The 24,192-nt window shown below is 61.4% G+C and carries 22 protein-coding genes; 7 read left to right on the plus strand and 15 right to left on the minus strand.

Translation table 11 applies throughout. The features are described from left to right. Position 1: 1 nt before the first annotated feature. Together A33M_RS13925 and A33M_RS13930 are read right to left on the minus strand one after the other, a co-directional pair. The gene (locus A33M_RS13925) at positions 2-1,510 is read right to left on the minus strand and encodes a relaxase/mobilization nuclease domain-containing protein (protein WP_040620654.1); all 1,509 of its coding nucleotides are present in this window, start codon (positions 1,508-1,510) and stop codon (positions 2-4) included. Next, positions 1,500-1,844 (minus strand): plasmid mobilization protein, encoded by a 345-nt coding sequence (locus tag A33M_RS13930; RefSeq protein ID WP_083850463.1) that lies wholly within the window; start codon positions 1,842-1,844, stop codon positions 1,500-1,502. The genes A33M_RS13925 and A33M_RS13930 overlap by 11 nt, the downstream gene beginning before the upstream one ends. Before the next feature lie 265 nt (positions 1,845-2,109). Between A33M_RS13930 and A33M_RS13935 the strand changes: the two genes are divergently transcribed. Both A33M_RS13935 and A33M_RS13940 read left to right on the plus strand, forming a co-directional pair. Further along, a complete protein-coding gene (locus A33M_RS13935; RefSeq protein ID WP_157223479.1) occupies positions 2,110-2,694 on the plus strand; it encodes a hypothetical protein in 585 nt (194 codons plus the stop codon). Positions 2,695-2,709: 15 nt separating this feature from the next. Continuing rightward, positions 2,710-4,077: a type IV secretory system conjugative DNA transfer family protein gene (locus A33M_RS13940; RefSeq protein ID WP_008388175.1), complete on the plus strand. Its 1,368-nt coding sequence runs from the start codon at positions 2,710-2,712 to the stop codon at positions 4,075-4,077. Between the two features lie 404 nt (positions 4,078-4,481). Here A33M_RS13940 and A33M_RS13945 read toward each other — a convergent pair whose 3' ends face one another. The 6 genes from A33M_RS13945 to A33M_RS13970 form a co-directional block, all read right to left on the minus strand. Then, the gene (locus A33M_RS13945) at positions 4,482-4,685 is read right to left on the minus strand and encodes a hypothetical protein (protein ID WP_008388177.1); all 204 of its coding nucleotides are present in this window, start codon (positions 4,683-4,685) and stop codon (positions 4,482-4,484) included. 520 nt (positions 4,686-5,205) lie between these two features. Next, positions 5,206-5,412, minus strand: a complete 207-nt coding sequence (locus A33M_RS13950) for a hypothetical protein (protein WP_008388180.1) — start codon at positions 5,410-5,412, stop codon at positions 5,206-5,208. After that, complete coding sequence (locus A33M_RS13955) at positions 5,409-6,056, minus strand: hypothetical protein (protein WP_008388182.1); 648 nt, start codon at positions 6,054-6,056, stop codon at positions 5,409-5,411. Before A33M_RS13955 ends, A33M_RS13950 begins: the two co-directional genes overlap by 4 nt. Further along, entirely contained in the window at positions 6,053-6,952 is a 900-nt protein-coding gene (locus A33M_RS13960; protein ID WP_008388184.1) for an ArdC family protein, read from the minus strand. Before A33M_RS13960 ends, A33M_RS13955 begins: the two co-directional genes overlap by 4 nt. 10 nt (positions 6,953-6,962) lie before the next feature. Beyond that, entirely contained in the window at positions 6,963-7,313 is a 351-nt protein-coding gene (locus A33M_RS13965) for a DUF2958 domain-containing protein (RefSeq protein WP_040620667.1), read from the minus strand. A gap of 350 nt (positions 7,314-7,663) precedes the next feature. Beyond that, positions 7,664-8,014 carry a hypothetical protein gene (locus A33M_RS13970; RefSeq protein ID WP_040620657.1) on the minus strand — a complete coding sequence of 117 codons (351 nt, stop codon included), beginning with the start codon at positions 8,012-8,014 and terminating at the stop codon, positions 7,664-7,666. 175 nt (positions 8,015-8,189) lie between these two features. Between A33M_RS13970 and A33M_RS13975 the strand changes: the two genes are divergently transcribed. Then, positions 8,190-8,837, plus strand: coding sequence for an SOS response-associated peptidase (locus A33M_RS13975; RefSeq protein ID WP_008388188.1), 648 nt, complete (start codon positions 8,190-8,192; stop codon positions 8,835-8,837). Between the two features lie 56 nt (positions 8,838-8,893). Here the strand turns inward: A33M_RS13975 and A33M_RS23045 are convergent, their stop codons facing one another. From A33M_RS23045 to A33M_RS23055, 7 genes are all read right to left on the minus strand, one after another. Next, entirely contained in the window at positions 8,894-10,792 is a 1,899-nt protein-coding gene (locus A33M_RS23045; RefSeq protein ID WP_008388191.1) for a UvrD-helicase domain-containing protein, read from the minus strand. A gap of 2 nt (positions 10,793-10,794) precedes the next feature. Continuing rightward, positions 10,795-12,762, minus strand: a complete 1,968-nt coding sequence (locus A33M_RS13980) for an ATP-dependent nuclease (RefSeq protein WP_008388193.1) — start codon at positions 12,760-12,762, stop codon at positions 10,795-10,797. Between the two features lie 370 nt (positions 12,763-13,132). Then, entirely contained in the window at positions 13,133-16,882 is a 3,750-nt protein-coding gene (locus tag A33M_RS13985; RefSeq protein WP_008388195.1) for an AAA family ATPase, read from the minus strand. 3 nt (positions 16,883-16,885) lie between these two features. Next, on the minus strand, positions 16,886-18,112 hold the full coding sequence (locus tag A33M_RS23050; protein WP_157223480.1) for an exonuclease SbcCD subunit D: 1,227 nt from the start codon (positions 18,110-18,112) through the stop codon (positions 16,886-16,888). A gap of 428 nt (positions 18,113-18,540) precedes the next feature. Next, on the minus strand, positions 18,541-19,968 hold the full coding sequence (locus A33M_RS13995; protein WP_008388200.1) for an exonuclease domain-containing protein: 1,428 nt from the start codon (positions 19,966-19,968) through the stop codon (positions 18,541-18,543). A gap of 27 nt (positions 19,969-19,995) precedes the next feature. After that, a complete protein-coding gene (locus A33M_RS14000) occupies positions 19,996-20,529 on the minus strand; it encodes an ImmA/IrrE family metallo-endopeptidase (protein WP_040620660.1) in 534 nt (177 codons plus the stop codon). After that, positions 20,507-20,941: a helix-turn-helix domain-containing protein gene (locus tag A33M_RS23055; RefSeq protein WP_202801895.1), complete on the minus strand. Its 435-nt coding sequence runs from the start codon at positions 20,939-20,941 to the stop codon at positions 20,507-20,509. The genes A33M_RS14000 and A33M_RS23055 overlap by 23 nt, the downstream gene beginning before the upstream one ends. 108 nt (positions 20,942-21,049) lie before the next feature. Between A33M_RS23055 and A33M_RS23060 the strand changes: the two genes are divergently transcribed. Genes A33M_RS23060 through A33M_RS24035 form a run of 4 tightly spaced genes read left to right on the plus strand, consistent with a single transcriptional unit; the run spans position 21,050 to position 23,457 of the window. Beyond that, entirely contained in the window at positions 21,050-21,517 is a 468-nt protein-coding gene (locus A33M_RS23060) for a multiubiquitin domain-containing protein (protein ID WP_083850465.1), read from the plus strand. Beyond that, positions 21,492-22,676 carry a ThiF family adenylyltransferase gene (locus A33M_RS14010; RefSeq protein WP_008388206.1) on the plus strand — a complete coding sequence of 395 codons (1,185 nt, stop codon included), beginning with the start codon at positions 21,492-21,494 and terminating at the stop codon, positions 22,674-22,676. The genes A33M_RS23060 and A33M_RS14010 overlap by 26 nt, the downstream gene beginning before the upstream one ends. Next, positions 22,673-23,134 carry a DUF6527 family protein gene (locus tag A33M_RS14015; RefSeq protein WP_040620661.1) on the plus strand — a complete coding sequence of 154 codons (462 nt, stop codon included), beginning with the start codon at positions 22,673-22,675 and terminating at the stop codon, positions 23,132-23,134. Before A33M_RS14010 ends, A33M_RS14015 begins: the two co-directional genes overlap by 4 nt. 17 nt (positions 23,135-23,151) lie before the next feature. Further along, the gene (locus A33M_RS24035) at positions 23,152-23,457 is read left to right on the plus strand and encodes a hypothetical protein (protein ID WP_157223481.1); all 306 of its coding nucleotides are present in this window, start codon (positions 23,152-23,154) and stop codon (positions 23,455-23,457) included. Positions 23,458-24,192: the final 735 nt, after the last annotated feature.

The raw sequence follows: 24,192 nt of genomic DNA on the forward strand, positions 1-24,192 counted from the left end.
CTCAGTCCCGATCATGCTCTCGCTGTCGGCGCCGCTCTCGCCAGTGTTCGACCAGCCGCTCTGTCTCGTTTCCCTCCATCTCGACTGCGCGCTGCTGGTTCTCGGTGTCCCGCGAACGCTTGTCGTCCGCGTCCTTCTCGTCTGCTTCAAGGGATTCCGGCGCCCGATCGCCCGGCCTTTCAGCCGACCCTCCGCCGAAGAACCCATCGAACAAGCGCTCGCCAAGCTCGGCGATTGCGCCCAAAAAGCCGATGCCAAGCGCTCCGGACATGCTGGCCGCGTCGTGAACCTTCACGGTCTCTTTCACCGGCTTTCCGCGATTTCCCGGACCCGGCATGGCGCGACCCGCGTTACGCTCCCCCGCCGGCGAGCAGGTCTCGTTCGCCGCGCCCCGGAAATACTCACCTGGCCGCTCGGTCGCTTTACCCTTCGCTGGGGCCGCGTCACGTCCAGCCTCGAGCAGATGGTAGGACGGGAGGCCTTGTTCCTGCCGCTTCTCGAGTTCAGCGCGCTGTTCCTTTTGTTGCCGAAGGAGTCCCCGGTATTCCAGGTCGCGCCGCTCGCGAAGCGCCTTGCAGGCGGCGTCGCGCCTGGCCTCGAGGTCGGCGGTCTGACGCGCAAGGATGTCGGCCTTCATTGCGGCGAGACCATCGGCATCGCAATCACGACGCGCAGCGTCATAATAGGCCACCCATTCGTCGCGGTATTCTGCCCGGATTTCGCGGAAGACCTGGTTCCGGACCGTTCGGAACGCCGCCTTACCCTCGGTGAAGAACTCCAGCCTTTGCTCGCGCTGACGGGTCTTCAGAAGCGCCCACTCTTTCGCCTCGCGGCCCCCTGCCTCGCCTCTTTCAAAGTAATCCGGCGTCTGGCGGATCCGCGAGAACTCGGTCCGGTCATTTTCCCGGTCGGCCTCCTTCAGACTCTGCCATGCCAGCCGCGTCGGAGAAGGCTCCCGCGCCTCGACGGGCTTCAGACGTTCCCGGCAATGAATCCGGGCATGCGCACGCTCGTAACCAAGCGCCCAGGATGACGCCCGGACCTTCTCGTAGCTGCTGTCGATGCAGCGGCCATCGATGGGCGAGACGACATTCAGCATGATGTGGACATGGGCGTGCTCCTTGTCGTCATGGGCGACCAGAACGGCTTGCCGGTCGTCCCAACCCATATGACGCAGGAACTCCTGAACGGCGGCGATCATCTCCTCCCTTTCGGGCTCGTCCGAGGGATGCCAGTTGAGGGAGATGTGCTTGACGGGGCTTTCCAGCCTGCGCCCGCCATTTCCGACCTTTTCCTGCCGTTTCAGCGCATCAGCCGCTCGAACGGTCCAGAGCATCTCGTCGATGGCGAACGGCACATGATCATTGGCGAGATTCAGCGTGTGGGTCCAGGCGAGGCGCTCCGACGTCACCGCCCGATCGGGATCATGCATGAGGTAATCGGCGAGTCCCTTGAAGGAGGTGCCGTGTTTGATCCCGCCGCTTCGTCTCTCGGCGAACCTAACGATCATGCCGTCCGGCCCTGTGGATCAGTGCGCGGATTTCCTGAAGGAGCGGTTCGAGCGTGGGCGGACTCGGTTTATTGACGCTGTGCAGGCGCCGGGTGATCTGATTGAGATTGTTGCCGAGCCGTGAGAGCTGAACCTGGAACAACGGATCGCAATGCGGCATTGCCGCGACGGCCGCTTCGGTGATCCGCCATTCGCCGAGCAGGCGCGCGCGGCCGTAATCCACGAGCCGCATGCCGCGAGACGCCGCATGCTGGCGCAACCATTCGAACTCCCGGATCGTGAGCTTGATGTTGATCTGACGATCACGAAGTTCACTTCGTCTCGGTCGTGCCATGTCCGGCCTTGCCGCCTGAGCGCATGCGTCCTCGGGTCCATGGGCCACCACCGGCCCCTGGCGAGACCCGTTTCCGGTACCGGAAACGACATCTCGCTACCCTCTCCGCCTGATATACGCTTTGTCAGCTCTGATGCCGATGGTGAAACCCTCGTAAAACAAAGCGCATCGCGACGTGAGACATGATCGTGCAGAGCCTTACCAAATATTCCACGCGAGGAAACAAGGGCGTCGTGGTTCTCTCTCCCGAGGAGGAGAGAGAACCATGAGACATCTTGTATGGACGATCGGTTTGTTCGTCGTGATTTGGTACGAGCTGGCGATCGAGCTGGGCCTCGGCGCGGACACGGCGTTCCTTGCCACGCTGGGGCTGATGGCGATCTGGTGGTCGGGGCTGCGGCTCGTGGCGCAGGGCATCACGCTGATGGGACCCTTCACCTTCGGGCTGCTGGCGCAGACGGCGGTCTGGCTCGTGCTGTTCTGGTGGTTCGCCCCTGCGGCGTTCCATGCCCTGCCCCTTCTGTTCGATCTGCTGATCGTGCTGGCGCTGGCGCTCTCCGGCGCGCGCTGCCGCTTCCTCTACGAAGCCTACCGGCAGAGCGGACGCCGCTTCGTCCCGGCGGAGCATTCGGGTCTGGTGCTGCTGGTGGTGTTCGGCGGCCTCGCGGCCTGCATGGTGTCGCTGCGTTACTGGGGTTCGCTCTGGCCTCTGGCCGGTTACGCGCTGCTTCCGGCGATTCCCTTCGGTTTCGGCTGGCGGATGGCCCCGCTCGCGGCTCCCGACAGGTTCGATGCAAAGGTCGGCGATGCCGATGCCTTCCGCGATGCCGGTCTCAGTGAAGAACGCTGATCAGGAAAGCCCGCCATGACCTCACAATTCGCGATCCCCTATGGCTACAATGCCGAACGCGAGACCTTCCCCTGCTACACCGACAACCGCCATCTCTGCACCTTCGGCCCGACCCGCAGCGGCAAGGGGGCGAGCATCATCGTGCAGACGCTGCTCCAGGTGCCGCACAGCGTGGTGGTGATCGACCCGAAGGGCCAGAACGCCGCGATCACGGCGCGGCAGCGCCGGGCCACGGGGCAGGATGTCTATGTCCTGAACCCGTTCGGCCTGCATGGCGGGCTGCCATGGAACCTGCCGAAGCACCGCTACAACCCGCTCTCCCGCCTCGACATCCACAGCCCGAACGTGGTGGCCGACGCGGCGGCGCTCTCGCAGGCGCTGATCCTGACGCAGGGGCGCGACCCGTATTTCGACGACACGGCGCGTGACCTGGTCGGAACGCTAATCCTCTATCTGATCTCCACCCTTGGGAAACGGGCGACGCTCGGTCATATGCGGAAAATGGTGACCGACATCGCCGCAAGGGGGCCCAAGGCCGCCGGGCTGTTGACGGCTATCGGGGCCAGCGCCTACCCCTTCATCAGCCAGCCGATCGGCCGGTTCAAGGATGCCGACGCCCGCGACATCTCCTCGGCGATCAACACGGCGATCACCCAGACGGCGTTTCTGGACGACCCGGCCCTGACCGATCCGGCCCGGGGCGGCACCCTGACCGGGAACGACCTCGACCTTCTCCAGCTGCGGGAGAAGCCGACGACCGTCTATCTGATCCTGCCGGGCCGCTACATGGACGCCTATGCGCGGTTCCTGCGGCTGATGATCACCTCGGCCATCGACCAGCTGACGACCGATCCCGGCGGCTATCCGGTGCTGATGCTCCTCGACGAGTTCGCGCGGCTCGAACAGCTTCCCGCCGTCTCCAACGCGTTCGGCTTTGCAGCAGGCTACAATCTTCAGCTCTGGCCCTTCCTTCAGGACCTGCCGCAGTTACAACTTCTGTACGGAAAACGCTGGACCAGCATTCTCGCCAATAGCGGCCTGATCCAGTTCTTCACGCCTTCGGACGTGGACACGGCGGAGTATTTGCAGCGGCGCGGCGGCTTCACGACCGGAGAGAGCCGCAGCCGGACCTACTCCGGCGGCATGCTGAAGGGGGAGCACAGCGACACCCGGACGGAAAGCCGCGTGCCGCTCCTGCCGTTCGAGCGGATGATGAGCCTGCCGCCGGACGAGTCCGTGACCTTCTTTGCCGGGAAGCACGATCCTCTGCTGGCGGGTCGCATGCCCTACTGGCGCATCCCGCGCCTTGCCGGGCTGTTCGATGTGGACCCGTTCCATATGCCGGTGTCGGCGGGCGCGCGCCGGAAAGCACCGGCCGCCTGAGCGGCCGGTGCCAGAGGCCAGGAAGTCCACCGCTGCCCGCCGAGAGGGTCGCGGCGTTGGCCGCGAACTGGCGGAGGATTTCGTAGCGGTCCGGCGCTTTCCCGTCGCCGCCCTCACCGCCGAACTCCCGGCCGCCGTCGAAGGACAGCTTCATGCCGGGGGTGATGGCGACGAAGAGTGGCATCACCGCCAGCTTGTCCTCGGCGATCTCATCGACGAGGACAATGGCGACGCCGGGCTCGTCATTGACCATGCAGCTCCAAAGATTGACGCGGTCGTCGTAGAGCCGCGACGTGATCATCTGGAAGGCGCGGACATGGCCGGGGGTGATGTTCGCGCCGGGATCGGGGCGCCTGCTCCCCCTTTTTCGGGGGAGCCTGCATCACGCGTGATGGAACGGAACGTCATGCGGGGCCTCCGTCCTGCGCGGCCTTCGGGGGCATCAGCACGAGCCGCCCGTCGAAATTGACCGGGAGCGCCTCGATCTCGAGGCTGAAGCCGTCGCGCTCCTTCAGGGACCAGACGGTGCCGATGCGGGTCCAGACTGCTTTCTTGCCCTTGTCGCGCTCGCGCACCGCGAAGGCGAAATAGGCGGGTGCATTGCTCATGATCGATGCTCCTTTTGTTGTGAGCCCGCGCTGATCGCGGCCTCGTTGCCCATCCCGACCGGCCCCGCAGGCGGACAGGGGCAACCGGAAAATTGCGGGGGGACCCGCGATTTTGTTCTTGAGGGCCGGAGATACACCGGGCCGCGCAGCACCTTGGCGAGCATGTTCACGCAATCCGCCCGCTGCGCGGCCCGTCAATAAAGACCCGGGGCCCGTCCGGGCCGCGCGCGTCAGCGCGCGAGACGGGCAAGAAGAAAATCGTGGCTGGGTCCCGCCATTTTTCGGTTGGGCCTTGGGCCGCCCGAGCGGCCCTTAGGCCTTACCCTGCTCCGCCGCGGGGACGATGATGGGCAACATGTGAAAGGCCGCATGCGCGGCTCACCACAGGACGGGGGCATCATCGTGAGCCAACCAGCCACCCGCTGCGCCAGCCGCGAGTTGCGGGAAGGCGGAAGCCGTTCAGGCGCGAGGCCCGTCGTACATTCCCCGGCGGGGCGGCGTCCCGGGGATTCATGCCGCGCTATCCGCGCCGGTCGAACAGCCCCGGCTCGCTGTAGCGGCCCGCAGCGGTGCGCTCTTGTGCGGGCCGGTGATCCTCCCGCAACTCGAACAAGACGGGCTGTGCGCCCCGCGCTTTCCGGATCGCCTCCAGCTGTTCCCGGCGCAATTCGCAGAGTTTCCGCCAGCTGTAGGCGCGGCCTTCGAGGAGGAAGCGGTCGATGCTCATGGCGCGCCCTCCTTCCCGCGGCGATATTCCGGCTTGATCGCGAGAAGGCGTCCCTTCAGCTCCCGGCGGACATGCCCCGCGACCACGGCAGCGGTGAAGCTGTCCGGTGTGAGGCCGGGTTTTGGAGCGCCAGAGAGTCCGAGGAAGGACTGGTAGCCGGTTTCGCTGAGGAAGGGGCGGTCGAGTTCCACGGCGTGCGCCGAGAACCCCGGCCATACGAAATGGCCCGAGCAAATCCCGAACAGGCCTTCGATGTCGATGCGGACGCGCATCGTGCCGACGGCGATTTCGAAGCTGCCGCTCTGGCCCCAGAGCGGCACGATACCGTCCGGGGCACGGGTTTCCCGGTCGAGCACGCATCCCGGGGCATCGTCATCAGCGCAGATACCCGGCTCGAAGTTGTTCAGCTTGAGGGCGAGCCTGTGCGCCTCGCGATGCATAGCGAGCACGGCGTCTGCGTCGCCCGTCCGCATGGCGGCGTGATACCGGTCGATAAGCGAGCGGTAGAACGGCAAAGCCGCTTCCATCGTTCCCGGCAGGTCCGCGCATTCGCGCGCGGCCTGACGGTTGGCGTTCACCTGATCGGCGTTCGAGAGCAACGCATCGAAGCCGAGTTGCGCGGGCGCGGTGCGGCGGCGGCTCATGCGGCCACTTCCTCCCGCGCGGGCTGTTGCAGCCCATGCAGGAAGTCGGCGGCGCGCTGGGCGTAGGACGCGGCGGTGAAAATCGCCCGCTTGTCGCGCTTGAGGACCGTCAACCAGCCGTCAATATAGGCGGCGTGGTCGTCGCGAACCTCCGGCGCGAGGTCGAGGTCGGCCGAGAGGAACGCGGAGCCGAGTTCGGCTGTGAGTTCCTCCATGGCATAGCCTTCATCGCCCCAGCGCTTGCGCCCGAATTCCCGTTCGAGGCGCGAGGGGTGCCGGGTCCAGTGAATGGTCTCGTGGGCGCGGGTGGCGTAGTAGCTTTCCGGATCGCGGAAGGCTTCGAAGGGCGGCAGGTCGATACGGTCCTGAGATAGGACGTAACAGGCCCGGTTGCCGCCATGCTGGACGTCGGCACCCGTCGCGGCAAAGAACGCCTCGGCGCGTTCGATCCGCTGCGGAGCTTCGGCGCGGGGCGGCGGAGCGGCGTAGAAGTGGGCGGGGAGTCCTTCGATCTGCTCGACGTTGAAAACCGTGTAGCCCTTCATGAAGGGGATTTCGGTCTCGGTCTCCTCGCCGGTCGCGCTGTCGGTTTCGGTGCGGCGAATGCAGTCGGCATAAACGACAAGGTTCCCCTTCTCGCCCTTGCGGACATGCGCGCCGAGGTCGATCGCCTGCTTGAAGGTCATCCAGAATAGCGCGGCGTAGTCGCATTCCAGGGCGGCTGTCCAGAGCATCAGGACGTTGATGCCCTGATAGGGGATGCCGTTGGCGCGGAGCGGCCTTGTGATCCGGCCTGCGGCATGTTCCACGCTCCACGGTTTGAGCCACGGGCGCACGCCTTGTTCGAGGTCGGCGACGATGCGGGCGGTGACGGTCTCGTAAACGTCCTTTCTCATATCCGCCCCCTCACGCGATGATGCGTTCGGCACGGCGCGCCTCGTCGGCATAGGCCGAGAGGGTCTTGTCCGCCGTGAAATACAGATCGCGCTCGATGCGGAGACCGCCGGGCCCGGTGATGCTTTCGAGTTCGGCGAGGCTGACGGTGCCGAGTTCGGGGAAGCCGAGGCCGAGGTCGCAGAGGCCGAACGCAATATCGGGGTCTTCGGGATCGAGTTCGGTCAGAAGCCACGTCGCCCCGCCCCACGGGCAGAAGAGCTTGACGACGGGCCGGAAATCGCGCGTTTGTTCCGGGTGCTCGGCATTAAACCGGCCATTGGCCCGCATCTGATCACGTTGTTCAGAAGTGAGAAGTTGCATGTTCGCCTCCTTGGTCATGGGTTGCAGCTGCTGCTGCAACCCTGCCCGTCGGCGAGACCGGGGGTAGCAAGCGCAAGGAGGCTCCGGACGCGGCCCGCCGAGGGTCCGCGCGAGGGGCCCCGCTTGCGGGGATACGCGTGGAGGCGGCGGGACGTGTCGGGATGCCTTGCGCGCGCGGGGGGCGGAGCCCCTTAGCGTCCCTTGCTTGAAGCTCTACACTGTTCTGGTCGGCATCGCCGCCTGCGCGAGGGATGGAAGCCCGAAGGGCCGGGACCCGGCGAAGACGGGGCCCGGTTCACGACAGCCCGGTCCTGGCGTACTGGCACGACAGGACGCGCCCTGTGGCTGGCTCACTTCCCTGCATGTTCGGCGACGGACGTATCCGGGATGTCGACGAGGCCAATGTACCGAAGGCCCATCAGGAGGGCCTCCTTCCCGAGCCTCTGAAGTTCAACAGCGTCCGGAACGGACGCCCCTTCGCACAGGTGAGCCAGGCGCGTCCGGAAGTCGGTCAGCTCAAGCGTGTCGTCGGGCTGCTTATGGGGACGCGGCGAGAGTTCGAACATCACCCGCGTCGGAACATGGAAGACGCAGATCTTCGGCTCGCACGGCCACCAGTCACCGGGCGCGCGTATTTCTGTGTCCTCGGCGCTTGCGAGGGAATACGTCTGACGGGGTAGGTCGTCCGGAATGTTGCTCATGCGCCGAGGGTGACCGCTCAAGTCGCGAGCGGCCACTCCAAACAGAACCCGCTTCCTGCCTGTACCAATCGATTACCGAAAATTCCGTGGGCAACGGTAAAGCCCTGTCACCAGCAGGCCGTCACAGCAAGATCCCCGGCCTTGGTGCGACCGGATCGCGGTCTATATTGTCCGGATGTGCAATCTCTACAGCCTCACCAAGGGACAGGCCGCCATCATCGCACTGACCCGCGCCATGCGCGACCGCACGGGCAACCTGCCGATCTATCCCGGCATCTTCCCGGACTATCTCGCCCCGGTGGTGCGCAACGGGCTCGATGGCGTGCGCGAGCTGGCGCTGGCGCGCTGGGGTATGCCGGGTCCCCCCGCCTTCGGCGGGTCTCCGATCACCAACATTCGCAACACGAAGAGGCCGCTCTGGCGGCGATGGCTGAAGCCGGAGAACCGGTACCTCGTGCCGTTCACCTCGTTCTGCGAGCATGCCGACACCAAACCAAAGAAGACGCCGACCTGGTTCGCCTTCGACGAAACCCGCCCGCTGGCCCTCTTCGCCGGAATATGGACCCCATGGACCCCGAAATCAGACCCGGTCGACGGCGAGCACCACCTGTTCGGATTCCTCACCACGGAGGCGAACGCCGAAGTCGGCGCGGTCCATCCCAAGGCCATGCCGGTGATCCTGCGCACCGCCGACGAGATCGAGACCTGGATGACCGACCCTACTGAAGAGGCCCTCAAGCTTCAGCGCCCCTGCCCGACTGCTCGCTGCACGTCGTCGCATCCGGCAAGCGCGAGGACGGAGCCACTGATTAAGGCCCCGTAATACTCGATAAGCTCGTGCAGATGAAGCAAAATCATAATTTCGGAGAAGTTCCCCGGCTATGACTTCTTGATGGTCTGAACACCCGCGCTTTTGAGAAGAGCATAAAGCGGCGCAATCTGCTGTCGCCTGCCACGACCAGCGCAATAGGTAAATATAACCCGTTGTTTTGCTCGGGTGAACGCAACGAAGAACCCTGACATTTCCTCTTGCGATTGATGTCGAAAATTGAACCATGCACCATCATCCAAACCGACGAATATAACGGTGTGATATTCAAGTCCCTTGCTCTTATGAACCGTCATCAACGGTACAGCATGAAGCCCTTCATATGTGTCAAGAGCCTGCTTCCATCCCGCAGCACTGCGAGATGACGCGACAAGATGCATTCGCGCGGCATCACACACACGCGCAAACCAGTCACCTTGTCGATAGGCCGGAGACGCCGTCAGCAAATTCGCGCGACCTACCAAGTCGATCACAGATGCTAGAATCTCCTCCGCCCGGTTTTCATCAGTGGGCGGCGTTGGAAAGCGGGTAACAAAATCGTCCGAGAAATGCTCCAGCGCCTTTCCAGCCATATGCCTGCGGTCATCATCATCGACAGCAAGACCTCGGAGCGAGCAAATCGCATCAAGGCATTCTGACCAGCATCGTCCAGCGGTTTCGGAAGTTGCGACACGCAGGACAGTGATCAGAGTCTCTGAAAGAAGTTCGGAAAACAGCTCTTGCAGAGCCACCTTTCCAATATGTGCGGCTTCGTTGCGAAGAAGAATCCCGCGCGCCGCGAGCGCAGGTTGAAGCGTGGTAAAATAGTCCACTGCCTTCATGCGAACGAGAAATGCGAAGTCACGTGGCTGAAGGCTATATTGGATCATTTCCCGCGCAACGAAGTCAGCAAGGAGCGTCGCTTCGGTGGCTACGGAAGAGAAATCCCAGACCTCGCAACTATTGCCAACAATCGTCCCTTCAGCCTTGGAGATGGGTGTCGAGGACCCACCGTCGAGCGCTTTCGCGAGCACATCTTGAATACGCACGAGATCAGGTGAGGATCGATAATTGTTGAAAAGCGGCGTACGTATCGCCCCGAACTCTGTTTCGAACGGCGTAAACGGATCGTCCATCGCCATGGCCCAGCGCATAATCTGCTGCTTGTGATCACCAACCGCAGTGACTACCGTTTCTGACTGCCAGAAAATCGTTTTCGCAAGGTCGTACTGGACCTGGGTCGTGTCCTGAAACTCGTCCATGAACAGGTGCGAATAGGTCAGATGAAGTGCATCACGCACCATCGGATTGGTGCGAACCAGCAACTCAGCAAGCCGTCCGATCATTGCAAAGGTGAGCACGCTGTGCGATCCACCGTGCAACCAGTTCTGCCAGAATTCGCGGGCAGCCCATTGCGCAGGCGACGGGCTGCCTAGCGGCGTAAGCGCTAGGGGCGCTGCAACAAGGTGATCCTTCTCGAAGGTCTTCACGCTGATCGCAATAATGTCGCGCTTCGTCCCCACCGCTGCGGGTGGTGAAAGAAGTTCCAGCGTGTTTTGGACAACCGTAAAGGTCGCATTAGTGATTTCATAGTTTTGGGTCGGACGCCATTCTTTTGGAAGTGCTTGCCCGAAGCGATCAAGGAGCCCCTTAGAGAAGGCGTCGAAGGTGAGCGAGTCAAATCGGTGGCCCAACTCGGGATGCACCCGCGCGCGCACCCGAGTTGCGAGGTTTGCAGCGGCATCGCGTTTGTAGCTGATCGCAAGGATACGCTGAGGGATCGGCGCGATGCCGCACTGCAAGAGGTAACATGCGCGCTGCGCGAGAAGCTCGGTTTTGCCAGACCCGGGACCGGCAATGACCGAGCGATTATTCGTGGATTGGACGACGTCGATCGCGTTGTCTTCAAGCGCGTCGATACCCACAGGCTGCCAATGTGCTGGATCAATACGACGGATTGGCAACGCCATTGTCAGTCTCGCCTCAAGTGTTCCTTCACGTCCTTCAGCAACGCCCGATACGGCTCCGGCATGTTTTTCTTCAGTGCCGCGTCATCCAGATGCGTGAACGCCCGTAGGTGCGTGGCCGGCTTACTGTGGGTCAGAAAATGATACCGATATTCAGGCATCAACTCGGCGTAGCCGGGGTAATACTTCTTGTACGGCTCAATGCCTTCGCCGCCGTTTCCCAAAACGGCTGTATCAGCGGTTTCCGTCTTGCCTGACGGTCCACCATCTTTTGGTATGATCGCATTATAGGCTGCAGGAACGGCTTTCAGCATCGCCATGTCTAGGTCGAGCGGATCGGAAAAGAATACATCATATTCCCGCAAGAACGTGACCCAAGACGCTAGATATTCGTTTGTCGGCCACGTGTGCATGGTTTTGAGATCAACAAGCGTACCGTTCTGACATTTCAACAGCTGCTCGCGGGAATAACCGTTCTCGATGAGTTCAACAAGCGTGGTCTTGATCCGCCCCCACCCTCCGCCATTGCGCCCAAGGTCGAAGTCCAGCAAAGTGGCATACGGTATGTCTAAGCCCTCCAGAAGGTCCCAGAAATACCGAACATGCCGACCGCCGAGTGGAACGATTGCAACAAATGACGGATCAACAAGGAGTCCCTCAGCCTGCGCGAGGCGTGGAATTACCACTCGTTCAGAATCACCTTCAACAAGTATCACATAACGCGCGAAGTACAGTTCAGGAAACGCCAGCATGGCACCACGGACGAATTTTCCCGCTTCTTCGTCGTCTTCAGGAAGTTTGATGGCCGTGACACTTGTTTCGCGCGACGTGACGTCACAACGGCAATAACGAACTTCCGTGGGCTCCACGCGGCTAAGCACGGCGGGGGAGTGACTTGTGACGAGCGCCTGCGCCGCATGGCCGGTGATGATGGATCGGACCTGCTGCACAATACGGGAGAGGTAGTATGGCGAGAGATGGTTCTCCGGCTCTTCTATCGCGAACACGCTCAATGCCGGGATACGCAAGGCGTCAGGCCGAAAACCGGAAATCGTGCCATCGACGGCCGCACGTTCCAGGTCAAATACGGCAGCCGCGAGCGCAAAATAGAACAATGACAACTGCCCATCGCTGAGCACGTCGAGGCCCCGCTCCACTCCGGTGGCCTGCTGTTCGAATAACACCTGCACCTTTGCGACGACTTCCTCGAACCGCTGGCTCATCAGAGCAAGGCCGGGGTCCTTGTCGGTCACGCTATCGTGCAGGTCACGCCATCTCGTTGAGAGCGCCTCGCTCATCGCCTTAATGGCGGACTCGCCTCCGAACGCATCCGAAAGCGCCTTCGTCGCGTCTTCCACCGATTTACGCGTTCCTTTCGACCACTCGATGGCACGAAGCAACCGGGCGGCGAGAGCCCCCGTAGAGAGCTTGATCTGCGCTTCAGGATTGCGCGTCGCTGGTGTGTAGTAGACTTGAATGAACCCACGCTCGAACGGTGCAACCTTGCTCTTATGCTCGTCCTTTATGGCGTCATCTAATGTTGTGATCCAGAACAGATCCTGTGTCACCTCGCCTTCAGCGGTACCGTCATCGGCCCATTGGGCTTCAAGCCGCAGGCGACACACCGGCGTCGCCCCGGTCTTGGCGATCTGCATGTGCTTGAAGCAAGGCGCAACCGTCTTCGATGTTGCCGATCCTTTGGCGAGTTCGGACAAGGCGATGATAACTTCAATTGTAAGGCTGCGGGCCGTCCGGTCATCCGGTCCCACGCCGACCGGCAAGTGAAAATCTGAACGCTGAACGTTGCGTTGCCCCCGGCTGATGCCAAACAATTTGCACAGCGCTTGTAGCAGCGCTGTCTTGCCCGACGCATTTGGACCAATGACGGCAGTGAGACCGTCGGAGAATTTGATTTTGTGAGGCGTGGGTCCAAATGACCGGAAGCCGGAAATTGTGACTGATCGGATATACATCAGGCCACTCGTGGAGGTTCGCTCTGGAGACAGGTGGGATAGGCTACGAACTCAAATATTTTATACGATGAACGCCAGTTCAGGGAATGTTGGGATAAACGGATTTGACAGGGATGCCCATGTTTTCTCATAGAACGCAACTATAATTGGCGCCTGCTTGACTTCGATCAAGTATCGCACATCCGGTACGCGCGTGCAATCAAAGGGCTGCTGTAGGTAGCACGAGAAAGCACCGGCGGGAGATCTTAAAATACTTGATGAGTACAGGTTGCGGCGTACCACATTGAGTTTGGGGAACTTTCGTTTCCCGAGACATGGAATGGCTGTGGCGAGCCCGTTCATCGCTATTGGCTGATGCATTTGCTGGCGATTATTGCGCTTCAGGCGCGACGATTTTTACCGTGCTTCGTCCGGCCCCTTGCCGGACAAGGCGTACCTGCACCGGTATGCGGTCTTTCATCGCTTCGACATGACTGATGACGCCGACAGTGCGGCCCTGACTGCGCAAGGTTTCCAGGGCATCGATCGCGATCTCCAAGGTGTCGGCGTCGAGCGAGCCGAAGCCTTCATCGATGAACAGGGTGTCCGCGAATGATTGCCGCCCCCCGAGGCCCGATAGGGCAAGGGCGAGCGCGAGTGACACAAGAAACCGTTCACCCCCCGACAGGCTGCGTGTCGACCGTACTTCGTCGGCCATGTCGCAGTCGATAATGTGGAGGCCGAGGTCTTGCGCCGCCCTCTTTAGGCGGTAGCGCGGCTTCAGACTGGCGAGATGCGTATTCGCAAGCTGGACAAGAACGTCGAGGGTGAGGTTCTGGGCAAAACGCGCGAAGCGATCCCCGGTGCGAGAGCCGATCGCCGCGTTGATGTCTTTCCAGATCTTCGCGGTAGCGGTGGCGGCGGCGATCTCGGTTTCCAGATCAGCGAACAGTTTCCGTTGTTCGTCATCGTTCGCAAGTTCGTTTGTAATCGCGCCGATGCGCAGCTGATAGCCTTCCCGGTCGGCATCGAGCTTGGTGCGTTCCCCTTCAAGTTCGGGTTTCGCAACTTCAGGTCGCCCGCCCGTCGAGGCGGTAGCGAGATCGGCCTGACGCTCTGTGAGTGCGGATTTCGCCTCGACGACCTTGTTATCGGCACTGGACAAAGTTCGGCGTAGTTCGTCGACCTCTGCCATATCGAGTGCGAGAAGTTCGGTGACTTCGGGCTCGCCGAGCTGTGCCTGCTGCAATTGGATAATGAACACCCGGTCGGCGTTGGCGGCTTCTGACGTAAGAGTGTCGCGTTGCTGGGTCAAAGATGCGACGGCTTGCGTGGCCGTTGCGAGGGCCGCAGTCGCAGTCGTCGAGACCGCTGAGAGACGGTCTTTGTCTGTTTGGGCTTGTTGCCGCTCTCTGTTGACGCGGCTTCGATGAACGTCCGTGGCCTCACCGCCGAGCAGCCCGGCCCGTGCGTGGACCTTCTCGTCGAGCGCAGTCTTTCGGGTTTCGACATCGCGCTTGGCCTGTTCCGCCAAACTCTTCGCGGCATTCGATTGAGAACGTGCTTCGGCGGCTTTCGGCGCGAGTTCGATTCTGTGCTTCTCCGCCGACTCGCGGTTCATTTTCTCGCTCGACCACGCTTCGACCAGGTCAGCGAGGCTCTGCCTCGTGGCTTCGGGATCCTGATCGAGGTCTTCAGGGGATGCTTTTGCCAACCGCAGCCACGGCAGAAGATCATCATCGACGGCATGGAGCGTGGACTTTGCAGAAGCCAGCTCGGCCTTGGTCGTGGCGGACGCGGACGCGGCTACTGACAACGCGTTTTGCGTGCGGGTCCGTTCTGCAAGGCGCGTCTCGAACGCTCTATTGAGGGTGTCCCGCTGGCTTGTGAACCGAGCGATTTCTGTCTTGAGCTTGGTGGCTTTGGCGAGATTGTTCCTCGTTTCGTCCAGCGCCACCCCTGCATGATCGAAAGCCTTGGCGATTGTGTCCGGGGCATCGATAGGCGTGGTTGGGCAGAGGACCGGGATTTCAAGTGATCCGGCCAATTCTTCATAGATACGATGACCCGTCACGTAGGCGTCCGTTTCCGCTCGCATCTGAGCTTCGGACCGGTCGGCAGCGCTCCGTGCCTCCGCCTGCTTCGCAGTGGCCTTCGTTGCGCGCTTCTCAGCGTCGAGCAACGCATTCCGGCCTTCCGCGAGTTCTCGTTCGGCAGCCCCAAGATCAGCGCGCAGACCGGATGCGATTTCTCGAAGCGTAGCGTCACCATGGACAGGATGTTCAATGGACCCGCAGACCGGGCACGCCTCACCTTCGACGAGGCGATCACGCAGGTGAGCGGCGGCGTCTGATGTCGCATCCTCGGCTCGGGCAAGAGGTGCGGTCAGGGCCTCGATCTTCGCCTCTGCCATTTTCATCGCGGTCGTGGCCGTGGCATTGTCCTGGGTCGCCTGGCGAAGGTCGTTTTCAGCCGTGGCCAGATCGGCCCGAGCTGTGGCGGCATTCTTCGCGGCGGTTTCGTAATTCTGCGCCGCACGCCGGAGGTCTTGCAAGGAAGTGCGAAGCCGGGACAGGAGGTCGCTCCGGGCCGTCAGACCCGGCTCGTCGAGGTCGGACAACTCGGCCGTGAGGCCGGACAGCCCTTTCGCAACCTCGTCACGCGCAGCCATGTCGCGCGCATCAGCCGTGTCAAGTTCGGCGATCTCTCCTTCAAGTTTGGAATGAGTTGTTTCGTGCTGTTCAAGAGCCCCAGCCTGGCTCTGTATTGTTCCAACGAGCGATATTCGCCGGTCGATCTTTTCGTTGATCTCTTCCCACCGGTCGGCGAGAGGCTTCAGGTGTTCTAGAGATGAGAGTTCGCGGTCGAGACGCGCGCAATCCTCTGCGGTCGTGTTGACCTGCGATTCGAGCTGGGTGGCGATGTCCTCCAGTCTCGCATGCTCGTCGTGGAGTTGGGCGGCGCGTCCTTCCGCACCAGCAACTTCGCTCCTGGCCGTAAGGATGTCGGCATCAAGCCGCGTGGCCTCGGTCCATACCGGCCCATACTCTTTGAACCGGCGTTCGAAGTCATTGAGGGCGTCAATAGCTGTGCGAACAGCCGCGGCTGCCTCTTCCGCCTGTCTTTCGACTTCGGTGGCGTTTCCGGATGCTTCGACCAACTTCGCTTCAATCGTCTGAAGGTTCCCGCGCTTTTCCGCGCGGCGCGTGAAAGCGGGACGGATGCGTTCCGCTGCGTCGATCCGGATCAGACGTTGACGTTGTGGCGTTAGCCGCTCGACCTCAGCCAGAGCCTGGTCGAGCGTCCCCCTGGCCTTTTCGAGATTAGTCTCTGCAAGATCGATAGCAGTGTGCCGCGCCAGAAGAAGGTCGATTTCCGATCGGCGACGCGTTGCTGTCGCCGCGACGGTTTCCAGCGTCAACTTCTCGTCGGCCCGTGTCTTTCGGTCGTCCTCCGACAGCAGCCGAAAATCCTGCCTGCGGCCTTCGAGCAACTGGACGGCTTGCTCCGCGGCCGAGCACTGGTCATACGCCTTTTTGGATATCTCGCGGTAGACGAACGTTCCGGTAATCTTTTCGAGTAGTTCTGCGCGTGCGTTGGCATCGGCGCGCAAAAGCGCATCGAAATCGCCCTGGGCGAGAAGGACGGTGCGGCGGAACTGGTCATAGGACAGCCCGGTGGTTCGCTCGACGGCGGCTTTGACACCCGTGAGGTTGGCTTCAACCACCGTCCCGTCGTCGATCTTCTTGAGCGAAACCGAAACTTTCTGCAGCGAGCCCGTCACCTTGCCGCGCGCGCGGCGCGCGGTCCAGTTCGCTCGGTACCGCACTCCGTCTATGCCGCGATAATCAACCTCGGCGAAGCCTTCAGCTGCCCCCCGCCGGAGGCACGTCCTGGAATCGTTGGAAAGGATTTCTTCGCCGATGTCGGGCAGAGACTCCCGAAGCCCGTCTCCCGCGAGCCGGGGGCAGCTCGCATAAAGTGCAAGGCACAGGGCGTCGAGAATGGATGACTTGCCACTTCCGGTTTCGCCCGTGATCGCGAACAGTCCTGCCGATGCGAGGGGCTCGGCATCGAGGGCGATTTCGAAACTGTCTGCGAGGCTGGCGATGTTTCGGCCTCGAATGGCGAGGATGCGCATAGTTCAGACCTCGACCCGCAATTGATCGAATGCCGCTTTATGTTCGGGTTCCGGCGTCACACCATGGGTCTCGGTGAAGGCGCGCTCGAACAGGTCCATGGGATCGCATTCGGTGAGGTTCATCATGACCGGCGATGGCCCAGCTTCCTCGGAGGATTGAGGTCGCTCGATTTTGATGCTGGCGCACCTGACCGGATACTCGGCGAGAATCTGGTCGACCTCCGCGATCAACCCCGCTGCCGGTCCGTCGGGTTCGACGACGACGTGGAGGAAGGGTCGACTTTCCACCGGGCAATCGGGGTCGAAGGCCAGCTGTGTGAGCGTTTCGGAAAGCGCGCGCGACGTGACGCCGCCGGTTTCAGGAACACGTATACATGGGACAGTCCGCGGGAGACGGACGTGCTCACACTGAACAGCGCCGTCGTGCAGCTCGATGAGGCTGACCCCGTGCTCGTACGGAAGTTCCGTTGCCGAAAGGGGAAACGGCGATCCGGAATAACGCACGTTGCGGCGGGCGACCTGCTGGGGCCGGTGCAGGTGGCCGAGCGCTACATAGGCGAGGTCGGTGGGAAAAATGTCGTGGGGCACGGCGTGCTCGCCGCCAACGAGAATGCGACGTTCGGCGCCTTCGCTTTCCTGAGTGCCGGTGCAGTGAAGGTGGCCAGTGGCGACGAGTGGGATCAGTCCGGCATGAGTCCGAGCGGCGGCATACGCTTTGGCATAGAGTTCGCGGGTAGCACGGACGATTGGGGAACCGGGTTCGTCTTCGGTCTGCTGTAAAGCCGGAAGATCAGCGCAACGCAAATAAGGTATCGCAAGTCCGAAAACGCGAATGTTTCCAGATTCATCACGCAACGGCACGAGATGTCTGTCTAGGTCGATCGAACCTCCCTGCGAATGCATGATCCCGACGGAATGGACGCCGATGGTTCGAAGCAGGGCTGCGGGTGCCTCCAGCCGCCCCGCCGGGTCGTGATTGCCCGCGACCATAATCGTCGTAAGCGTCGGCCGACGCTCGCGCATCGCCAGCAGGCTCTCATAAAGAAGCTGCATCGCTTCGGCCGACGGATTGATTCCGTCGAAGACGTCACCGGCAACGATCAGCGCATCGACAGCTTGTGCGGCGACAAGGTCGGAAAGCGTCTGAAGGAAAGCCCGGTGCTCGACCTCGCGAGTCCACCCGTTCACGGTCTGACCAATATGCCAATCGGCCGTATGCAAAATCCGCATTGCTCCCCCCTGCCACACCCGCGCATGGTGCACCATTCGCGAAGAACGCGCAGGGTGCTCTCATACTTGTACACAGTCCAGACCAGCTACCCGCGAGGCCGAAATCAACATCTTGTCCGAAAGCGCTTAATTATCGGCCGCTTCTGGGGATACATAGATAGCAACCTAGTGTCTCGATAATAGGATATTCATCCTGCGTCGCAAAGGCCCCACTTGAAGGTCAGCCTACGCCAAGTACGAATTATCCTAGTTTAACATATGGAGTATTGATTTATTCTTTCGTCGATGGTTGCGGCCTTGCTGCGGTTGCAGCTCCGCTACGCATCGCCTTTCCGGCCCGTTCGCCTCCGCTCGATACCCAGACTCCTTCCTGAGAAAGCACCGGACGAGGCGTAGAAGAGCCCAGCCTTATTCATCCCGAACGAGCCTTACGCAGCTCCTGTTGTGGAAGCTCTGATGAGCGCGGAAGCCTGCTGTGAGCACTCAATAAAATGCTGCCGGTGACCATTTAGAAGCTCGTGCTCGTGCGCTTCACACTTGGCAATGAGGTCTTCAAGCTGCGCCAGCGCCTTCGACACGGTCATCCATGGCACATCGCCGTCCGAGCCAAGCAGCCGCCGCGCCCGAGCGCGGTCATATTCTTGGCAGTCGGATGCGCAGAGGAGGTCAGGCCGTTCGACATGGATCAAGTGGTTGCCAATGGTTCGGAGCCGCTGATCGGCAAAACGCGGAACGATGGCCGGGCGCTGTTCCCACGGCGCCGCATGGAACTGATCCATCAGCACCGTATCCGGGTTCGAGAAGAAGCCATTGTAAATCTGCATCTCGACATGCGGCGATGGTGCCCATACGCCAATCGAGGTCTGGAAGGCGGCGTTGAGGCGGTTGCGAAGCGCCTCGTCCGTATGGAGTAGATCGGCGCGGCGTTCGATCTCTTGCATGCCGAGCCGCATCCCGGCGGTAATGGGCGGAGCTTCGTCGCACGGCACCAACATCGGGCAGGCGTTCGATTTGAGTTTCCGCATGGGCTTGGGCGAATGGCCCATCCGTTCCACGAGCTGGTCGTCCGACAAACCGGCCAGTTCCTCCGGATCAATCGCGAGATTGTAGACGTAGAATTCTGACGGGTTGACCTGGTTCGCGCCGATCGGTGTCACGAACCACGAAAATGGGCAGCCGAAGAAGTAGTCAGCAACGCAAAAAATCCGCTCGCCGGAAACGAAATCGACAACGGAAGCCTTATTGCTGAAGCGCATGAAGGTCGACCAGACGTCGGGAGCGCGGTCCATCAGTAGGCGGCACAGGAAAATCGTCGCCTCGACATCCGCCAAGGCGTCGTGCGCGTTCGCGTGTCTGAAGCCATTGGCTGGCGCAAGGCGATCGAGCTTGAAGTCCGTCTTCCCATCCGACCCCACAGGAACCGTGAGCGCCTGCGGCGCGAACGTCAGGGCTGCCTGCGCCATCCGCAGCGCATCGGTCCGCGCGTTGCCGCCGGTATTGGTCAGGTAGGGAGCATGCAAGGTCTTGTAGAGCGCTTGCCGGAACAGGTGCTCATCGAACCGGAGCGAGCTGTAGCCGACGAAGATCGCCGGACTCCACGAAAGCAGCTTGGCGCGGATCGCGCACATCATTTGGTAGTGTGTGGGTAGCGAGGCATCGAGCAGCCGCGCGCGCGTGGTGCCTGTGACCCGCATGGCACCCGGGGAGGGCACGATATGCGGCATGAGGCGGCAGCGCGCCTCGAACCGATCAATCTCCTTCAGCTCCGGGTCCGTGCGGATCGCCGCGAACTGAAGAATCTGGTCGAACGTGGTATTGGTGCCAGTGGTCTCGGCATCATAAAACACGAATCCCATTTACGCCCCCATCGTGGGTATGCGGAGCTATCCCAATTCAGTTAGCTTCCGCATTCGGTATTCAAGCGCTTGCCTACTTACCCTGAATTTCTTCGCCAGCGCTTCGAGTGATTTTTCGTCGTCAATGTCGATCGACTTCCCGGCAAGTGCCTGCTTCAAGAAACTCATCGGCATGAGGAGTGCTGAGGCAAACCTGTTCGCAGCGATTTCCAATTGCTGCGTGCCGGTCGCTGATATGGCGTCGCGCATAAGGATCGGGAAACCCTTATCCACATGGACTTCGGCTGTAATCATGTCCTTGTGGAGCACGAGATGGCCGATTTCGTGGGAGATTGTAAAGCGTTGACGGTTGGGATGGTGCAGCGCGTTAACGCCGATGATGGGAACGCCATCCTTGATAAAAATCATGCCCGATAATTCTTCGTCGAGCGGCGAGAAGCGAACTTGCGCACCGAGACCTTTTGCAACTTTTTCTACTGGAATGGGCAGGCTACGAATATTCAGGCTTGCTAGTGTTTCTTCTGCGCGTGCTTCTGGATCATCGCTTTGTTTTCTTGCCATGGCCCCCCTCCGGTAGTGGTGGTGATTCTGGTGCAGCTTCTGCGAATACGCGCATGACCTGCTCGCGATATTGCGGCTTCAAGTCGGCGGGTAGCGGCACGGTGGGGGCGACCGCCGCCTTGCCGCGTTCCTCCGTGGTGGGACGCAGGTCCTTGTCGGGTAGGAGCGCTTGAGGCTCGATTTCGAGCGCTTCAGCCAGCGCAAAGAGCTGGTGAACCAGCACGTTTTGCCGACCGGTCTCGATATTGGCCACGGTCGCGCGGGACATCCCGACTTTCTCAGCAAGAACTTCTTGCTTCAGCTTGAAGGTCTTGCGCCGCTGTCGCACGCGCTCGCCAATAATGGGGTAGATCCATTTATGGTCCATCCCGCGTGTGTAGAGATTCGCATTTATTTTGTCAACGAAAATCACATTGTGATCTAAGAGCACAATTAATTTGTGCTCATGACTCGCATTTACCCGCGCGCCGTGCTATGTGAGGGGCTCAAGACAACAAAAGGGTCAAGGAGGCCCTTCCAGATGGAACAGCAACACGCAGATCAGGGGGTGCAGGTCCATATCGACCAGCACGCCTATACGTCGCCGACCCCCACGACGGGGGCGGCGCTCTATGCTCTCGCCCACCTCGGCGACGAGGACGAGCTCTACCGCGAGGTCGACGGCAACCGCGAAGACGAGTTGGTGGCCAAGGACGGGGAGCGCTTCTACCTGCGCGCGGACGAGCACTTCCACAGCGCCAAGCAACGCGAGCGAGCGTTCAAGATCGTCATCAACGGCGAGCCGGTGGTGGTGCGTAAGCGGGTGCTGACCTTCGACGAGATCACCCGGCTGACGTTCCCGGGCCTGCCGACCGGCCCGCAGATCGTCTTCACGGTGACCTTCAAGAAGGCTGCCGGGCCCTTGCATCAGGGCACGTTGCTCCCGAGCGGCACCGTCAAGATCAAGAACGGCACGATCTTCAATGTCACGCGCACTGATAAGTCGTAATGCCGACCTGAAGTGGCTGCGTGACGACGGCTTCAACATCGAGGTCCGCGCGACGTACCTCCTCGTCAAGGACGTGCCGTACGTTACGGCACGTCGCGAGGTGAAGCGCGGAATCCTCCTGTCGCCGCTCAATCTCGCCGGCGACATCACGCAGCGGCCCGACAACCATCAGGCCTACTTCATCGGCGAGTATCCGTGTCACCACGACGGCTCGCAGATGCAGGAGATCGTGAGCGGCATGGGCGGCCCCCGTATCGACGAGCAGCACGCGGCCATCATCTCCTTCTCGCAGAAGCCCCAGTGCGGCTACTACGTGGACTACTACGAGAAGATGGCCACCTACGTCACCATTCTGGAAAGTCAAGCGCAGGCGCTGGACCCGGAAGCCAAGGCGCGCGTGTACCGCGTCGAGGAGCCGGAGGACGAGGACACGCCGTTCAATTACTTGGACACTGCCTCCAGCCGCGCCGACATCAACATGATCACGAAGAAGCTGGCGATCCAGAGCGTGGCCATCGTCGGCTTGGGCGGCACCGGGTCCTACGTACTCGACCAGGTGGCCAAGACGCCGACGAAGGAAATCCACACCTTCGATGGGGACGTCTTCTCCACCCACAACGCGTTCCGAGCGCCGGGGGCTCCCTCGATCGAGGAACTGCGGGAGCAGCCGCTCAAGGTCGACCACTTCAAGGCCATCTACGAAAAGATGCATCGTGGCATCGTCTCGCACGGCGTGTTCATCGACGCGTCGAACGTCGAGCTGCTGCGCGAGATGCGGTTTGTATTCGTGTGCATTGATAAGCCCGAACCGAAAGCCCTGATCATCCAGAAGCTGGAGGAATGGGGCGTGCCCTTCGTCGATGTGGGGATGGGACTATACGCCAAGGACGAGACTCTGCACGGGATCGTGCGCGTCACGACCAGTACGGAAGGGCACCGCGATCTCGCCCGCGAGAAGGGCGGCATCGCGCTCGCGGGTGAAGGCGGCAACGACGAGTACGACAAGAACATCCAGATCGCCGACCTAAATATGCTGAACGCAGCCATGGCCGTGATCCGCTGGAAGAAGCTCCTCGCCTTCTATGCTGACTACGAGGGCGAGTACCTCAGCACCTACACGATCGACTGCAACATGCTCACCAGCGAGCCTACCAAATGAACCGGCCTATCGAGTTTACTCATGAATTCGTCGAGTTCGTACCGAAGGAGCTGAAGGAGCGCATACTCTACGTGTCGATCGAGTACGGCACCGCCGTGCACCGCTGCGCTTGCGGCTGCGGCGAGAAGGTCGTGACTCCATTCGGCCGCACGGATTGGAAGATGATCTACGACGGCGACACGATGTCGCTGCACCCCTCCATCGGCAATTGGAACTTCAAGTGCCGTTCCCACTACTGGATTCGTGAGAACCACATCGAGTGGGCTCCGGATTGGTCGGACGAGGAGATCGCGGCCGGGCGCGCCGCTGATCGGGCGGCGAAGCAACGGCAGTTCGGCAGCCAGCAGAGCAATCCCCAACGTCCAGCGGGCAGCATGAGCGACGAGCGGCCGAGTGCCAGCGGGGGCTGGGCAGGCGTCAAGAATTGGTGGTCACGGATATGGAAAGAACACAGATGAGGGAAGAAATACGGAGAATGGTTGCATACGAGGCCGCGTCGCGTGTTAACCGGCAGCGGCCGTCGAGTGTCTATAGCTATGACCGGGGACGGCACACGTCGATAGGCTCTGGCTACGATTATGAAGCAGGTGCGCATTTCGGTGGTTCAGGTTCGAGCCTCTACCACTACGGTACCGCAAGCCATCTGAACCTCAGCATCAAAGGCACTGCGTTCTCCGGCTACGATTATGATGGCGGCCATCATTTCAGCGGTTTGGTGAACGGGAGGTCAGTGCAGATCTACGACTACGGTGAGGGCCGGTATTTTAACTATTCCGTCTGATTGCTATGGTCGGTCGCTGTGACAGCAAGCCTGGTAGAACGGACGCCATCCTTGCCGCCGCCGCAGCCGCGCATCGTTGGCTCTTTTTGATTCACCTGTTCCTCGGCAACAACGGACGCTTCACGCCGCTGATGTCAGAAATGCTGCTGGATACTCTCAACACCGGTGTTCCATCTTATAGGCCAACCGTAGGGTCGTGCTCCGCTCAACGTGGCGTCCAATATCGCGTGCAACAAGCTGTATTTCTCGCTGCTGAGTAAGGAGAACGGCTCAGCAACAAATGCTTGATTACGCGAAGCAAAACTGGTAATTTCTCGACTTCTACAATTCTTAATTGAGGCACTTCGGGCGCGCCATTTCTCTCCCGTGACATCGAACCATCTGCGGTGACCCCAGAGGCTGTCCGCACCGGCCGCCCGTGACGTCGACGCCCGGCAGCCGCGCCGACCGGTGCAGGGCCGCAGTCCTGCGCCATCCCTCCGCCCGCGCGTTGTGCCGCCCCTCGCCCGACCGTTGCGCCCCCCCATGCGCCGTGCCACCCCGTCCGGGCGCCCACCTGGGCCGCCCGCCTGGTCCGCCCCTGATCCGCCTACGGGATTCACGGAAGTGCTTCGCGTGTGGCGAGGAGGAAGCCTGCGAGGTGTGCGACGAGGCTGTTCCAGCCGTCGCGCATGGTCTTGGGGCCGGGCGGCTTGTAGTAGCAGTTCCAGCCGCCGAGGCGGGCGGCGACCCAGG

The organism is Rhodovulum sp. PH10 (assembly GCF_000293785.1).
In the GTDB taxonomy this organism is placed as follows: Bacteria; Pseudomonadota; Alphaproteobacteria; order Rhizobiales; family Xanthobacteraceae; genus Rhodoplanes.